Annotated in this window: 18 protein-coding genes; 13 read left to right on the forward strand and 5 right to left on the reverse strand. The window is 72.2% G+C overall.

Annotation, left to right across the window (positions count from 1 at the left end; genetic code table 11):
• Positions 1-123 precede the first annotated feature (123 nt).
• From ACWD12_RS29025 to ACWD12_RS29040, 4 genes are all read left to right on the forward strand, one after another.
• Positions 124-792, forward strand: a complete 669-nt coding sequence (locus ACWD12_RS29025) for a hypothetical protein (protein ID WP_358353130.1) — start codon at positions 124-126, stop codon at positions 790-792.
• Positions 793-903: 111 nt separating this feature from the next.
• Positions 904-1,962, forward strand: coding sequence for an ABC transporter ATP-binding protein (locus ACWD12_RS29030; protein ID WP_450102105.1), 1,059 nt, complete (start codon positions 904-906; stop codon positions 1,960-1,962).
• On the forward strand, positions 1,959-2,777 hold the full coding sequence (locus ACWD12_RS29035; protein ID WP_450102053.1) for an ABC transporter permease: 819 nt from the start codon (positions 1,959-1,961) through the stop codon (positions 2,775-2,777). Before ACWD12_RS29030 ends, ACWD12_RS29035 begins: the two co-directional genes overlap by 4 nt.
• An 85-nt stretch (positions 2,778-2,862) precedes the next feature.
• A complete protein-coding gene (locus ACWD12_RS29040) occupies positions 2,863-3,621 on the forward strand; it encodes a hypothetical protein (protein ID WP_450102054.1) in 759 nt (252 codons plus the stop codon).
• 51 nt (positions 3,622-3,672) lie between these two features.
• Here the strand turns inward: ACWD12_RS29040 and ybaK are convergent, their stop codons facing one another.
• The 5 genes from ybaK to ACWD12_RS29065 all read right to left on the reverse strand — a co-directional run bounded on the left by ybaK (position 3,673) and on the right by ACWD12_RS29065 (position 7,812).
• Positions 3,673-4,188 (reverse strand): Cys-tRNA(Pro) deacylase, encoded by a 516-nt coding sequence (gene ybaK, locus ACWD12_RS29045; protein WP_450102055.1) that lies wholly within the window; start codon positions 4,186-4,188, stop codon positions 3,673-3,675.
• A 49-nt stretch (positions 4,189-4,237) separates the two neighbouring features.
• A complete protein-coding gene (locus ACWD12_RS29050) occupies positions 4,238-4,924 on the reverse strand; it encodes an LON peptidase substrate-binding domain-containing protein (RefSeq protein ID WP_450102056.1) in 687 nt (228 codons plus the stop codon).
• A gap of 165 nt (positions 4,925-5,089) precedes the next feature.
• A complete protein-coding gene (locus tag ACWD12_RS29055) occupies positions 5,090-6,619 on the reverse strand; it encodes an oxidoreductase (RefSeq protein ID WP_450102057.1) in 1,530 nt (509 codons plus the stop codon).
• Positions 6,616-6,906: a DUF397 domain-containing protein gene (locus ACWD12_RS29060; RefSeq protein ID WP_450102058.1), complete on the reverse strand. Its 291-nt coding sequence runs from the start codon at positions 6,904-6,906 to the stop codon at positions 6,616-6,618. Before ACWD12_RS29060 ends, ACWD12_RS29055 begins: the two co-directional genes overlap by 4 nt.
• A gap of 24 nt (positions 6,907-6,930) precedes the next feature.
• A complete protein-coding gene (locus tag ACWD12_RS29065) occupies positions 6,931-7,812 on the reverse strand; it encodes a helix-turn-helix domain-containing protein (RefSeq protein WP_450102059.1) in 882 nt (293 codons plus the stop codon).
• A gap of 144 nt (positions 7,813-7,956) precedes the next feature.
• On the opposite strand from ACWD12_RS29065, the gene ACWD12_RS29070 reads away from it, so the two are divergent.
• The 9 genes from ACWD12_RS29070 to hisF all read left to right on the forward strand — a co-directional run bounded on the left by ACWD12_RS29070 (position 7,957) and on the right by hisF (position 14,472).
• Positions 7,957-8,430 carry an ATP-binding protein gene (locus ACWD12_RS29070; protein ID WP_450102060.1) on the forward strand — a complete coding sequence of 158 codons (474 nt, stop codon included), beginning with the start codon at positions 7,957-7,959 and terminating at the stop codon, positions 8,428-8,430.
• A gap of 82 nt (positions 8,431-8,512) precedes the next feature.
• Positions 8,513-9,841, forward strand: a complete 1,329-nt coding sequence (gene hisD, locus ACWD12_RS29075) for a histidinol dehydrogenase (protein ID WP_358353147.1) — start codon at positions 8,513-8,515, stop codon at positions 9,839-9,841.
• 56 nt (positions 9,842-9,897) lie between these two features.
• Positions 9,898-11,028, forward strand: a complete 1,131-nt coding sequence (locus ACWD12_RS29080) for a histidinol-phosphate transaminase (protein WP_450102061.1) — start codon at positions 9,898-9,900, stop codon at positions 11,026-11,028.
• The gene (gene hisB / locus ACWD12_RS29085) at positions 11,028-11,624 is read left to right on the forward strand and encodes an imidazoleglycerol-phosphate dehydratase HisB (protein WP_358353151.1); all 597 of its coding nucleotides are present in this window, start codon (positions 11,028-11,030) and stop codon (positions 11,622-11,624) included. Before ACWD12_RS29080 ends, hisB begins: the two co-directional genes overlap by 1 nt.
• Before the next feature lie 80 nt (positions 11,625-11,704).
• Positions 11,705-11,857 (forward strand): hypothetical protein, encoded by a 153-nt coding sequence (locus ACWD12_RS29090; protein WP_358353152.1) that lies wholly within the window; start codon positions 11,705-11,707, stop codon positions 11,855-11,857.
• Between the two features lie 14 nt (positions 11,858-11,871).
• The gene (gene hisH / locus ACWD12_RS29095) at positions 11,872-12,501 is read left to right on the forward strand and encodes an imidazole glycerol phosphate synthase subunit HisH (RefSeq protein ID WP_358353154.1); all 630 of its coding nucleotides are present in this window, start codon (positions 11,872-11,874) and stop codon (positions 12,499-12,501) included.
• A gap of 68 nt (positions 12,502-12,569) precedes the next feature.
• Positions 12,570-13,304 (forward strand): bifunctional 1-(5-phosphoribosyl)-5-((5-phosphoribosylamino)methylideneamino)imidazole-4-carboxamide isomerase/phosphoribosylanthranilate isomerase PriA, encoded by a 735-nt coding sequence (priA, locus tag ACWD12_RS29100; protein WP_358353156.1) that lies wholly within the window; start codon positions 12,570-12,572, stop codon positions 13,302-13,304.
• A complete protein-coding gene (locus tag ACWD12_RS29105; RefSeq protein ID WP_450102062.1) occupies positions 13,301-13,705 on the forward strand; it encodes a RidA family protein in 405 nt (134 codons plus the stop codon). The genes priA and ACWD12_RS29105 overlap by 4 nt, the downstream gene beginning before the upstream one ends.
• Complete coding sequence (gene hisF / locus ACWD12_RS29110; RefSeq protein WP_450102063.1) at positions 13,702-14,472, forward strand: imidazole glycerol phosphate synthase subunit HisF; 771 nt, start codon at positions 13,702-13,704, stop codon at positions 14,470-14,472. Before ACWD12_RS29105 ends, hisF begins: the two co-directional genes overlap by 4 nt.
• Positions 14,473-14,511 lie beyond the last annotated feature (39 nt).

Consider the following 14,511-nt stretch of genomic DNA (forward strand, 5'->3'; position numbering starts at 1 on the left):
GACGGGCCTTCGGGTCCGTATCACGGGCGCGCGGCCGTGGCACGATGGGCGGTAAGAGTCCGCGGGGGACACCGGACACCCGCCCGTCGGCACGACCGCGCGACCCGATGGAGGAACACGCCCATGGCCGGTTGGTCGAGACTCGGCAAGGCCGGGATCGCGGCGGCCAAGAGCGGCCGCAAACTGCAGCAGGCCGCGAGGGACGCGGAGCGGCGCGACGCCGCCGGCGGGTACCAGGCATACGACAAGGACCGCGCGGCCGACGGGACGCCGGATGTCGACACCAAGCTGACCACCGCTCAGGCCGTGCTCCTGATCCGCTACATCGCGGGCCGGCTCGTCCTCGGCCGGCTGGAGATGCTCTTCCTCCTCAAGTACGTCCTGCTTGCCCTCGGCATCCTGCTGCTCTTCGGCGGTGTCACGATCCCGCTCGGAATCGTGCTCCTCGTCCTTTTCGCGCTGGCCGTCCTCGCGCAGTGGCTCATCTCCCGCACGGTCGGGAAGCTGGCCGGCTTCAAGCGCCTGGCCGGGGCCGAGGACGCGCTCATGGACGCCACCACCGTCTGGTGGCCCAACCTCAAGCGCGAGCTGCTCCGGGTCGGCCTCCCCACGAGACCCTGGGCCCTCCTCAAGCTCGGCGCCGCCTTCACGGCCCGCCGCCTGCCCGCCGACCAGGAGCGGGCCATCCGCGGCATCCAGTGGCGCGGCGCGGTGCTCCCGCGCGACCAGTGGACCCGCGCACGGCAGGCCCTGGCCAGGGGCGCGGCACGGGGAGCCCCTTCCGCCACGTAGAGTTTTGGGGCACGGATTCCGTCCCTGCCACACCGACAGCATCCGCAAGCGACAGACGACACCCCGGCGCGCCCGCGGCGGCGGCACGGGCAGGAGAGGCACGACGTGGCCATTCTCGGCGCAGCGTTCACAGGGGAGCACCAGGGGGAGGGACGGGAGGGGCACTCCCCGACCTCCGACCCCGCCCCCGCGCGCCGCTCCGACGCGGCCTGCTACCGGGTCGCCGGGCTGTCCAAGAAGTACCGCACCGGCCGCCGGGTCGCCGCCACCACCGTGCACGCCAACGCCGACATCGACCTGGACATCCGGCGCGGCGAGATCTTCGGACTGCTCGGCCCCAACGGCGCCGGCAAGTCCACCCTGGTCCGCCAGCTCACCGGGCTGCTGCGGCCCGACGCCGGATCGATCGACCTGCTCGGCCACGACGTGGTGCGCAGGCCGGAGGCGGCCGCGCGGCTGGTGGCGTACCTCGGTCAGGAGTGCGGCGCGCTCGACGAGTTGACGGTGTCCCTCGCGATCGAGACCACCGCGCGGCTGCGTGCGCTGAGCGCCGAGGCGGCCCGCCGCGCGCGTGCCGAGGTCGTGGAGGAGCTGGGGCTGCGCGACCTCGCGGAGCGTCCGATCAAGAAGCTGTCCGGCGGACAGCGCCGCCTCGCGTGTGTCGCCACCGCGCTGGTCGGCGACCGGCCGGTCCTCGTGCTGGACGAGCCGACCGTCGGCATGGACCCGGTCGCGCGCCGCGCGGTGTGGGCCGCGATCGACCGGCGCCGGGCGGAGAGCGGCACCACGGTCGTCCTGGTCACCCACAACGTCATCGAGGCCGAGACGGTCCTCGACCGCGTCGCGGTGCTCGACGAGGGACGCGTCATCGCGTGCGACACCCCGGGCGGCCTCAAGGCGACGGTCGGCGACGAGGTCCGGCTCGAACTGGTCTGGCGCGGCGACCCGCCGCTCGACGACCCCACGGTGGCGCTGCTCGCACGCGACGCGGTACGGATCGGCCGGCGCTGGACGACCCGGATGGACCCGGCCACCGCGCGCGAGCTGCTGGCGGCCGTCACGGCGGGGCCGGCGTTCGGCGTGCTGGACGACTTCACGCTGTCGACGCCGAGCCTGGAAGACGCGTACCTCGCCCTGGGCGGGCGCCACGAGGGGCTGGTCAAGGGATGACGACGGTCGGCACACCGAGGTCCGCGCCGAGGGAGGCACCCGAGCGCGGCGGGCCGCAGGCGGACCTCGCCCCCACGACGCCGCTGTGGGCCGGCCTCGTCGCCGTGTACCGCGCGCAACTGTCGCGTACGCGCGTCTCCCGCGTACCGCTGCTCTTCGTCGCGGTCTTCCAGTCCGTCGGCATCATGATCCTCATGCGCGGCGTCGTCGACACCGGCTCCGACAGCGCGCGCGAGGCGGTCGTGGCGGGATCCAGTGTGCTGGTCGTCGCGTTCGTGGCGCTCAACCTGCTGGCCCAGCACTTCGGCGCGCTGCGCGCCGCGAACGCGCTCGACTACTACATGACGCTGCCGGTACGCCCGGCCGCGGTGGTGCTGGGCATGGCGGCGGCGTACGCGTCGTTCACTCTCCCCGGCACCATCGCGACGGCCGTCACCGGCGCGCTGATGTTCCAGCTGCCGCTGGCGAACCTGTGGGCCCTCCTCGTGGTCGTGCCGCTGTCCGGGGCCGCGCTCGCGGGTGTCGGCGCGGTCTTCGGGCTGCTCGCGCCACGGCAGGAACTGGCCACCCTGCTCGGTCAGTTGGGGATGTCCGCGGCGCTGCTGCTGGGCGTCATCCCGGCCGACCGCATGCCGCGCGTGATCGAGCTGGGCCGCGACCTGCTGCCGTCGTCGTACGGCGTGGACGCGTTCATCGCCACGTACGGCACCCCGGACTGGACGGCCTTCGCCACGAACCTCGCGGTGTGCGCGGGGGTCGGCGTGGCGATGCTCACTCTCGCGACGTGGGCGTTCCGGCGCACATCGAGGGGATGAGCAGTGCGTACGGCACCCGGCTGAACCGGCCGGACACCGCGCCCGCCGACCGGCACTCCGACCACGAGCATGGGATTCTGACCGCATGACGTCGCCCTGGCAGTTCGACCGGAACTCTGCCGCCGCCCCGTCCGCCGCCCTGCCCGCCCACCCGCAGGGCCCCGGACAGTCCGCGAACGACTCGAACGACTCGAAGGAGTCGGGATGGGACGCCGCGCGCGGCGACGTCATCGCGGGCGGCATCGTCTTCGGGACCTGCCTCCTGGTCGGCGTGGCCGCCGGAGCGCTCTGGTACGCCATCGCCCCGGACATCCCCAAGATCATCGTGGACCACCTCGAGTACCTGCGGCCCAGCGCGCCCCCGGAGGCCGAGATCGCGCGCGACGGCTGGTTCGCGCTGATCGGGTCGGTCGTCGGCCTGGTGCTGGCGATCCTGGCGTTCTGGAAGGGCCGCAAGTACGGCATCGGCGTCGCGATCGGCCTGGGGGCGGGCGGGATGCTGGGTTCGTACATCGCCTACAAGGTCGGCGGCGCACTCGGCCCGGACACCTTCGGGGAACAGCTGCTCGCACGCGACGGCCGCATCGAGTTCGAGGAACCGCTGCGCATCCAGGCCAAGGGTGTCCTCTATTTGTGGCCGATGGCGTCGGTGATTCTCTTCCTGTGCCTCACCGCCGGCTTCGGCCCGCGCGACCGCACCCCGAAGGGGTTCCCGTGGCCCCCGCAGCAGCAGGGTCAGATGCAGCCGCACGCGCAGTCGCAGATGCCGTACGCAGCGCCGCCCACCCCCGGTACCGCACCGGGCTCGGCCGCCGGCCCCGACCTCACCAAGCGCTCCGACTGACGCTGCGTCGGGGGCGTCGGGGGCGGTCGGGGGCGTCGGAGGCGGCAGGGCCTACGACGTCCGGCCGATGTCGGCGGTCCTCGCGGCGGTCATGCGCAGGAGGTCGGCCGGCGCGATCTCGATCTCCAGGCCGCGCTTGCCGGCGGACACGAACACGGTCCCGTGGCTGAGCGCGCTCGCGTCCACGACCGTGGCCAGGCGCTTTTTCTGGCCGAGCGGGGAGATCCCGCCGAGGACGTACCCCGTCGTGCGCTCGGCCGCGGCCGGGTCGGCCATCGCGGCGCGCTTGCCGCCGACCGCCGCCGCCAGCGCCTTCAGGTCGAGCTTGCCCGCGACCGGGACGACGCCGACCGTCAGCGCACCGTCGACGTCCGCGACCAGGGTCTTGAACACCCGGTCGGCGGTCACGCCGAGGGCGGCGGCGGCCTCCTCGCCGTAGGAGGCGGCGTCGGGGTCGTGCGCGTACGCGTGCAGGGTGAAGGCGACGCCCTCGCGCGTCAGTGCGACGGTCGCGGGCGTGCCGCCCTGCGACGCTTTGCCCTTCGTACCGGACTTGGCCTTCGCCACGGTGCGTTCCCCTAGCTGTGTTCGTACGTTGTTGCTGCCACGTCGCGCGTCAGTTCGGCTCGGCGCCCTGGCGAAGCAGTTCGACGGCCGGGAGCGCGCGGATGTGTTCGAGCAGCGCGCTCTCGCGGCGCAGGAGGGAAAGCTCCGCGCGCAGGCGTACCGTGCCGTCGTCGGCGACCAGCAGGCTCTGCTTGTCCTTCAGATCCAGCACCATGGCCGCCGCGACCAGGTACGACAGCACCACCGCGTCGTCCGGCAGCTCCGGGAGCTCGACCGGCCCGCGCCCCTGCGCCCCCACCAACTTGTGCTGGTAGTCGGCGAACGCCCGGGAGACCGCAAGGGCCAGTACCTCCACGTCGTCGCCCCGCGGCTCGGCCATCGCCTCGACTTCGCCGACCAGATACGGCCCGGAGTCGTCGACGGACAGCAGCCGAAACCGCGTCGCCCCGGTCGCCACGACGTCGAACCGCCCGTCCGCGTGCGGACGGATCGACGCGACCTCGGCAATGCAGCCCACCGGGAACAACGCGTCGACCGCGTCCACCGGCAGGTCGCCCACCTCGCGCCCGGAGCGCAGGGCGATCACCCCGAACCGCCGCTCGCCCTCGGGACGGGCCAGCAGGTCCCGCACCAGGCGCCGGTAGCGCTCCTCGAAGATGTTCAGGGGCAGCACAAGACCCGGATAGAGCACCGAGTTGAGCGGGAAGAGCGGGAGCCGGTCGGTCACGGAAACCAAGACTATGGGCTCACCCCCAAACCCCCGACCGGGTTTCCCCGATCGACCCACACCACACTCCGCCCCGGCCGCGCCGGAGAGGACGGGGCCACGGCAGGGCCGCGCGTACGGTGAGGGTCGGGGGGTCGGCCTTCGGTTTCGGTGCGGGTCGGCTCCGCCCCGATATCAGGGGCGGTTGAGGACTCTGGTGGCGCCTGCGGCGGCGGCGCCGGCCAGGGCCCAGCCGAGGAGGACGAGGGTGTAGGCGAGCCATTGGGCCCAGCCGCCGGGGTTCCAGGCTGCTTCCTGGCCGACGGTGACGACGGGGATCAAGAGGTCGACGGTGTAGAAGAAGGCGTTCCAGTGGGGGGCTTCGTCGGCTTTGACGGGGGTGGGCCGGTCGATGGCGAAGGCGATGGTGCCGACGGCGATCAGGGCGGCGAGCCAGGCGAGGGCGCGGGCGGGGCGGTAGCCGTAGCCGATGGCGGCGTCCTGGAGGTAGCCCCAGATGCGGCCGGGCAGGCGGAGGGTTTCGCGGTTGCGGCGTTGTTTGGCGAGGAGGACGTAGCGGGCCTCCTCGTCCTGTCCGGAGGCGCGGTAGGCGGCGGCGAGTTGCTCGTACGGCTGCGGCTCGTATTCGGGCGTGGCGTTCGCGAGCCAGCGGAGGCGCTGGCGGAGTGTCATGGGTGAAGTCGAGCGCAGGACGGTGTACGTCATGCCGCCGATCGAGACCCGGCCCGCTCCCGGCCACGTATCCGGGGTGTCCGTCAGCGCGCCGAGTTGGGCGCCGCTGAGCCGGATGTCGCCTTGCGGGTCGGGGACGAGTACGAGCGACAGGGTGCGCGCGGTCACGCGCCAGAGGAAGAGCTCTTCCGTCGGGTCGCGGAGGATCTCGGCCTGGTCGATCACCAGCGCGTCGCCGAAGCGGGCGTCGTTGATGCGGATCGAGCCGGTGGCGGTGAAGTTGTCGCTGAAGTGGAGGGTCTGCTCGACGTACATCCCCGCGCCGTCGAAGGCGAGATGGCGGTGACCGCGCGCGTTCACGCCCGGCTCGGCGTCGATGTGCGCGCGATAGAAGGTCGCCCGGCCGCCGATGCGTGCGCTGCGCAGGCTGACCGTGCCGAAGGCGTGGAAAGGCCCGTGGGCGCTGAGGTCGCCGCTCACGTTGACGCCGTCCGCGCCGAGTGAGCGCCCGTCGCGCATCGCGGTCAGACGGGAGCCGTGCAGTACGAGGTCGGTGGCGATCTGCGCGTCGGTGAGGATGACGCCTTCGCGGATTCGGCAGGTGCTCAGGCACAGGTCGCCGTCGACGCGTACCCGGCGGGCACGTACCGCGTCGATCGTGCAGCCGATGAAGCGGATCGTGCCGGTGTTGGCGTCGTTCAGGATCACGCGGTCGTCGAAGCGGCACCCGCGCAGGTCGACGTACGCGTCGACGCGCGCGCCCCGCAGGTTGAGCGGGCCGGTGATACGCGCGCCGATCACTTCGAGGGCGGGTGTGCGCCCCGGGACCGGCTCCGCCTCGCCGAGCAGCAGGCGGGCCAACACCTCGGCGCGTACGGTGCGTTCGGCGCCCCAATCGTCGCCCATGTCGGCGTCGGGCAGCGGCCAGTCGGAGGAGGTGGGCCCGGCCACCGCCCCGAACACGCACTCCTCGCCGTTGCGGTACGCCTCCCAGACCCGCCGTTCGGCGGCGCTGAGATCACTGGGGGTCACGCGGTCGCGGCCCTGTGCGCGAGGAAGGCGTTCCAGGAGTCGGGGGAGAAGCGGAGGTGCGGGGCCGCCGGCCGCTCGGAATCCCGGACGAGCGCGGCCGAGGGCTCGCAACCCACCTCGACGCAATCGCCGTTCGCGCCGCTGTACGAACTCGTGCGCCACGCGGCAAGGTGGTCGGTCGCAGCCACCTCAACGCAATTGCGTTCAACAGTGCGTTCAACACCGCGTTCAACACTGCGTTCAACGCCGGTGTGCGCACCCTTGCGCCCCGCTATGCCGTGCCCCATCCGCTCCCCGCCTTCGACGCCTTGTCACAGATCGTCGCGCAAACGGTCGATGAAGGCCAGTGACCGCTTAGGTGAGGCGGCAACCGCTCGTAAGTGCTCGAACACGTCCGCGTACTGGCGGACTTGATCGGGTGCCTCGACGTAGAGGCTGCTGGTGAGGGTCTCCAGGTAGACCACATCGAGGTCGCGCAGCTCGGGGAAGCCGATCAGCGCGAACGGCCCGTTGAGCCCTGGATGGGCGCCGACTTCGAACGGCAGCACCTGCACCGTGACGTTCGGCACCCGCGCGAACTCCCGGAGGTGCGCGAGTTGTTCGCGCATCGTCCGAGCGCCGCCAATCGCGTGCCGCAAGGCCGCTTCGTGTACGACCGTCCACAGGCGCAGCGGGCTCGACTCGCGGGTGAGCGCCTGCTGCCGCGCGGCGCGGACGTCCAGCCGCTGCCGGACCTGTTCCTCCGCGTACCCGTTCGGGTGGGCGTCGATCACCGCGCGGAGGTACGACTCGGTCTGGAGCAGGCCGGGCACCAGCAGGGTCTGGTAGTTCCGTACGTCGGAAGCGGTCGCCTCCAGCGCGATCAGGTCGGTGTAGCCCGGATCGAGCGCGTCGCTGTAGTCGTGCCACCAACCACGCTGGTAGCTGGACCGCGCCAGTGCCTCCAGCGCGGTCCGCGCCGCCGCGTCGTCGACGCCGTAGCGGTCCAGCAGGTCCCTGACGTCACGGGCGCGTACACCCGACTGCCCGTTCTCGATCCGGCTGAGCTTGGAGGCGTGGCAGTCCAGCACGCGCGCGGCGTCCTCGGCGGTGAGGTGGGCGCCTTCGCGGAACTTCCGGAGCGCATTCCCGAGCTGACGCCGTCGGACGGATGGTCCAGGAAGCGCGGGCATGACGGACTCCTCGTCGTTCATGCGTGATCTGGATATTAGAGACTTGCGAAATAAACGGGTGGCGGCCACGATCGTAGCAGGTTGGTTGCGCTGTGTAGGCCTGTCGTCACGCTGAATGGCGGAGCGTCGGCGTGCCCGCGCCCCGTTGCTGCGAGGGGTCGCCTCATGTCATCGCCCATCCCGAGACCGGCAGTGCCCGCAAGACCGGGGCCCGCGGCCGGCCGCAGCCAATCGCTGACATTCCCTTGCGCCCCCGTCGTCGTTCCCCAGGTCCGCGGCCTGCTCGGCGACCTTCTCCTCGCCTGGGGCCTCCCGGCCGGCCACGAGCTCGCGTACGACCTCCGCCTCATCGCCACCGAACTCGTCGCCAACGTCATCGAGCACGCGGCGGACTCCGCCCCCGACCTCACCGTCACGCTCGAACTCGCCGACGGCACCGTCTCCTTCGGCGTACGCGACGGCCACCCCTTCCTCCCCGAACCGCGCGACGGCGCCGACGACCCCTGCGCCGACGACACCTCCGGCCGCGGCCGGCTGATCATCCGTACGCTCGCCGCCGAGGCCGGCGGAACCACCCACGTCGAACGCCACCCCGACGGCAAGACCCTCTGGGTACGGCTGCCCTGGCCGGGGGAGTGACGCCGCTCACCCGACCGGAATCCGCGTCTCACGACCCGACACACGCGGACCCGCGCTCCGCGCCCTCCCTACACTGGGACAGGTGATCTCCCGTATCGATCTGCGCGGCGCCGCCGGCCGGGCTGTCCTGGACAGTCCCGCGGCCCTGCGCGACGTGATGCCCCGTGCCGAGTTCGACGTCGAGGCGGCCCTGGAGAAGGTCCGTCCCATCTGCGACGACGTGCGCCATCGCGGGGTCGAGGCGCTGATCGAGATCACCGAGCGCTTCGACGGCGTGCGGCTGACCGACATCCGGGTCCCGACCGAGGCCATCGACCGGGCCCTGGCCGAGCTGGACCCGAAGGTGCGCGCCGCGCTGGAGGAGACCATCCGCCGCGCCCGCATCGTGCACCGCGACCAGCGGCGTACCGACGTGACCACGCAGGTCGCGCCCGGCGGCACGGTCACCGAGCGGTGGCTGCCGGTCGAGCGCGTGGGGCTGTACGTCCCCGGCGGCCTGGCCGTCTACCCCTCGTCCGTGGTCATGAACGTCGTCCCGGCCCAGGAGGCCGGCGTCACCTCGCTCGCGGTCTCGTCGCCCCCGCAGAGTGAATTCGGCGGCCTGCCGCACCCCACGATCCTCGCCGCGTGCGCGCTGCTCGGCGTCGACGAGGTGTATGCGGTCGGCGGCGCCCAGGCGATCGCGATGTTCGCGTACGGAGCCGGCTCCTGCGACCCCGTCAACCTCGTCACCGGCCCCGGCAACATCTACGTCGCGTCCGCGAAGCGCCTGCTCAAGGGCCGCATCGGCATCGACTCCGAGGCCGGCCCGACCGAGATCGCGGTGCTCGCCGACGCCACCGCCGACCCCGTGCACGTCGCGTCCGACCTGATCAGCCAGGCCGAACACGACACGCTCGCGGCGTCCGTCCTGGTCACCGACTCGCCGGAGCTGGCCGACGCGGTCGAGGCCGAACTCAAGGCCCAGGTCGCCGCGACCAAGCACGTCGAGCGCGTCACCACCGCGCTCGGCGGCCGCCAGTCCGGCCTCGTCCTGGTCGACTCGGTCGACGACGGCCTCAAGGTCGTCGACGCGTACGCCGCCGAGCACCTGGAGATCCAGACCGCCGACGCCTCCGCCGTCGCGGCCCGGGTGCGCAACGCGGGCGCGATCTTCGTCGGCCCGTGGGCGCCCGTCTCGCTGGGCGACTACTGCGCGGGTTCCAACCACGTTCTGCCCACCGGCGGCTGCGCGTGCCACAGCTCCGGCCTGTCCGTGCAGTCGTTCCTGCGCGGCATCCACGTCATCGACTACAGCGAGAGCGCCCTCGCCGAGGTCGCGCACCACGTCGTCACCCTCGCCGAAGCCGAGGACCTGCCCGGCCACGGCGCCGCCATCAAGGCGCGCTTCGGATGGGCGGTGCCGGAATGAGCAACCCCGGAACGAGCACACCCTCAGTGAGCCGGCCCGCGACGAGCACACCCGCAATGAACGTGCCCGCGACGAGCGCACCCGCCACCCGCATCGACGACCTGCCCATCCGCGACGAGCTGCGCGGCCAATCGCCGTACGGTGCGCCGCAGTTGCAGGTCCCCGTGCTGCTCAACACCAACGAGAACCCGTACCCGCTCCCCGACGCGCTGGTGGACCGCATCGCCGAGCGCGTCGCCGCGGCCGCGCGGCACCTCAACCGCTACCCGGACCGCGACGCCGTCGAGCTGCGCACCCGCCTCGCCGAATACCTCTCGGAGAACGGCGGCGTCCCGCTCACCACGCGCCACGTATGGGCGGCCAACGGCTCCAACGAGGTGCTGCAGCAACTCCTCCAGGCCTTCGGCGGCCCGGGGCGCAGCGCGCTCGGCTTCGACCCGTCGTATTCGATGCACGCACTCATCGCGCGCGGCACCGGCACCGAGTGGATCTCCGGCGCACGCCGCGACGACTACTCCATCGACCTCGACGACGCGCTCACGGCGATCGCCGAACACCGCCCCAACGTGGTGTTCCTGTGCTCGCCCAACAACCCCACCGGCACCGCGCTCGACGGTGCGGTCGTCGAGGCGGTGTACGACGCGGCGCAGGCGGCCCGGCCCTCCCTCGTCATCGTCGACGAGGCGTACGTCGAGTTCTCGCACCACGCGTCGCTGCTCACGCTGCTCGACGGCCGTCCCAACCTGGTCGTGTCGCGCACGATGTCCAAGGCCTTCGGCGCGGCGGGGCTGCGGCTCGGCTACCTGGCGGCGGACCCGGCGGTGGTCGACGCGGTGCAGCTCGTACGCCTGCCGTACCACCTGTCCGCCGTCACCCAGGCGACCGCGCTGGCCTGCCTGGAGCACACCGGCACACTGCTCGGCTACGTCGCCGAGCTCAAGCGCCAGCGCGACCGCATCGTCGCCGAACTGGCCGGCATGGGCTGCGAAGTCACCGCCTCCGACGCGAACTTCGTGCAGTTCGGCCGCTTCGAGGACACGCGTGCCGTTTGGCAGGCGATCCTCGACCGCGGCGTCCTGGTCCGCGACAACGGGGTGCCGGGGATGCTGCGGGTGACCGCCGGGACCGACGAGGAGAACACGGCGTTCCTCGACGCGATGCGCGCCGTACTGAAGGAGATCAGCTGATGGCCCGGATCGGCCGCGTCGAACGCGCCACCAAGGAGACGTCCGTCCTCGTCGAGGTCAACCTCGACGGGACCGGCCAGGTCGAGGTCGCCACGGGCGTCGGGTTCTTCGACCACATGCTCGACCAGCTCGGCAAGCACGGCCTGTTCGACCTGACCGTCAAGACCGACGGCGACCTGCACATCGACTCGCACCACACCATCGAGGACACCTCCCTCGCGCTCGGCGCGGCGTTCCGCCAGGCCCTCGGCGACAAGGCGGGCATCCGGCGCTTCGCGAACGCGTCCGTGCCGCTGGACGAGGCGCTCGCGCAGGTCACCGTCGACCTGTCCGGCCGCCCGTACCTCGTGCACAGTGAGCCGGAAGGCATGGCGCCGATGATCGGCCCGGCGTACGACACCACGCTGACGCGCCACATCCTCGAGTCGTTCGTCGCCCAGGCGCACATCTGCCTGCACGTGCACGTGCCGTACGGCCGCAACGCGCACCACATCGTCGAGGCCCAGTTCAAGGCCCTCGCCCGCGCCCTCTCCGACGCCTGCGTCCTCGACCCCCGCCGCGCCGGCGTAATCCCCTCCACCAAGGGCGCGCTGTAGATGGGGCAGTCGTACCAGCACATCCCTGTACGGCCTGTACGGGCGGGCATCTTCCGTGCCGCAATCACAGAAGGCGTCTCATGAGTGGTATCGCCGTCGTTCTCATTGCCCTTGGGCTGTTCCTGATCGGCGGGGTCGTCTCGTTCGTCAAGCAGGGCATGCCGAAGGGCGTCATCGTGCTGCTCGGGCTGTGCGGGGCGATGTCGCTCGCCGCCGGGCTGCTGCGCGTCTAGGAGGGGATCACGTCATGAAGAAGGTCGTCATCCTCGACTACGGATCGGGGAACCTCCGCTCGGCCGAGCGCGCGGTGGCGCGCCTCGGGGTCGAGGTCGAGGTCACCGCGGACTACCAGACCGCGCTGAACGCCGACGGGCTGATCGTGCCCGGGGTCGGCGCGTTCGCCGCGTGCATGGAGGGCCTCAAGGCGGTACGCGGGGACCGCATCGTCGACCGGCGCATCGCCGGCGGGCAGCCCGTGCTCGGGATCTGCGTGGGCATGCAGATCCTCTTCGAGCGCGGTGTCGAGCACGGGGTCGAGACCCCGGGCTGCGACGAGTGGCCCGGCACGGTGGAGCGCCTGGAGGCGCCGATCGTGCCGCACATGGGGTGGAACACCGTGGACGCGCCCGAGGACACCGTGCTGTTCGCGGGGCTCGACGCCGACACCCGCTTCTACTTCGTGCACTCCTACGGCGTACGCAAGTGGGAGCTGCCGCCCTCCGAGCACCTGGCTCCGCCGCTGGTCACCTGGTCGACGCACGGCACGCCGTTCGTCGCCGCCGTCGAGAACGGGTACCTTTCGGCCACCCAGTTCCACCCCGAGAAGTCCGGCGACGCCGGGGCCGCCGTGCTCCGCAACTGGCTTGCCACCCTCTGACCCCCCGACCGGGCACCCGACCTGGCACCCGACTCGGCACCCGAGCCTTACGAAGGATCGTTGAGAACATGAGCGAGACCCGTCGCCTGGAACTGCTGCCCGCCGTGGACGTCGCCGACGGCCAGGCCGTCCGGCTCGTGCAGGGCGAGGCCGGTTCCGAGACCTCGTACGGCGACCCGCTGGCCGCGGCCATGGCCTGGCAGAACGCCGGCGCCGAGTGGATCCACCTGGTGGACCTCGACGCCGCCTTCGGCCGCGGCTCCAACCGCGACCTGCTCGCCGAGGTCACCGGCAAGCTGGACGTCAAGGTCGAGCTGTCCGGCGGCATCCGCGACGACGCGTCCCTGGAGGCCGCGCTCGCGACCGGCTGCCACCGGGTGAATCTGGGCACCGCCGCGCTGGAGTCGCCGGACTGGGCGCGCTCGGCGATCGCCCGGCACGGCGACAAGATCGCGGTCGGCCTGGACGTACGCGGCACCACGCTCGCCGGCCGCGGCTGGACCCGCGAGGGCGGCGAGCTGTTCGAGACGCTGGCCCGCCTCGACGCCGACGGCTGCGCCCGCTACGTCGTCACCGACGTCAAGAAGGACGGCACCCTCACCGGCCCCAACCTGCAGCTGCTGCGCGACGTCTGCGCCGCGACGGACCGCCCGGTGGTGGCCAGCGGCGGCGTCTCGTCGCTCGACGACCTGCGCGCCATCGCCGAGCTCGTGCCGCTCGGTGTGGAGGGTGCGATCGTGGGCAAGGCGCTCTACGCGCAGGCGTTCACTCTCGAAGAGGCCTTGGAGGCGGTGTCGCGATGACCGAAGCGCGTGACGGAGTGCAGCGGATCTCCTCGGGAGGACCGTACGAGGACGTCATCGGCTACTCGCGCGCCGTCGTCGTCGGCGACCTCGTGCTGGTGTCCGGCTGCACGAGCATCGTCGACGGCCTGTTCATCGGCGAGGGCGACCCCTACGAGCAGACGCTGACCGCCTTCCAGGTGGCCGAAAAGGCGCTCCAGCAGATCGGGCTGACGCGCGACGACGTCGTGCGCACCCGCATGTACATCACCCACGCGCGCGACTCGGACGCGGTCGGCCGCGCGCACAAGGAGATGTTCGACACCGCCCGGCCGGCTGCGACCATGGTCGTGGTGGCCGGACTGATCGACTCGCGGATGCTGGTCGAGGTCGAGGTCGAGGCCTACCGGGGGGCGAAGTGAGCCTCGCGGTACGCGTCATCCCCTGCCTGGACGTCGACGCCGGCCGGGTGGTCAAGGGCGTCAACTTCCAGAACCTGCGCGACGCGGGGGACCCGGTCGAGATGGCCCGCGTGTACGACGCGGAAGGCGCCGACGAGCTGACCTTCCTCGACATCACGGCGTCCTCGGGCAGCCGCGAGACGACGTACGACGTGGTGCGCCGCACCGCCGAGCAGGTCTTCATCCCGCTGACGGTCGGCGGCGGCGTACGCAGCGTGCAGGACGTCGACAAGCTGTTGCGCGCGGGCGCGGACAAGGTGGGGGTCAACACGGCCGCCATCGCCCGCCCCGAGCTGATCGCCGAGATCGCCGACCGCTTCGGCGCCCAGGTGCTGGTCCTCTCGGTCGACGCGCGCCGCTGCCCCGAGGGCGTGCGCACCGACTCCGGCTTCGAGGTCACCACGCACGGCGGCCGCCAGGGCACCGGGATCGACGCCGTGGAATGGGCCGCGCGCGCCGCCGAGTTGGGCGCGGGCGAGATCCTGCTCAACTCGATGGACGCCGACGGCACCAAGGACGGCTACGACCTGGAGATGATCCGCCGGGTCCGCGCCGAGGTGACCATCCCCGTCATCGCCTCCGGCGGCGCGGGCGCCCTCGGCGACTTCGCCCCCGCGGTCGAGGCCGGCGCCGACGCGGTCCTCGCGGCCAGCGTCTTCCACTTCGGCGACCTGCGCATCCCGCAGGTCAAGGACGCCCTCAAGGCCGCCGGGCAGCCCGTCCGCTGACCCGGACCGGTGCGGGGCCAGGTACTTGCACCGCATGCC

Source organism: Streptodolium elevatio (assembly GCF_053592165.1).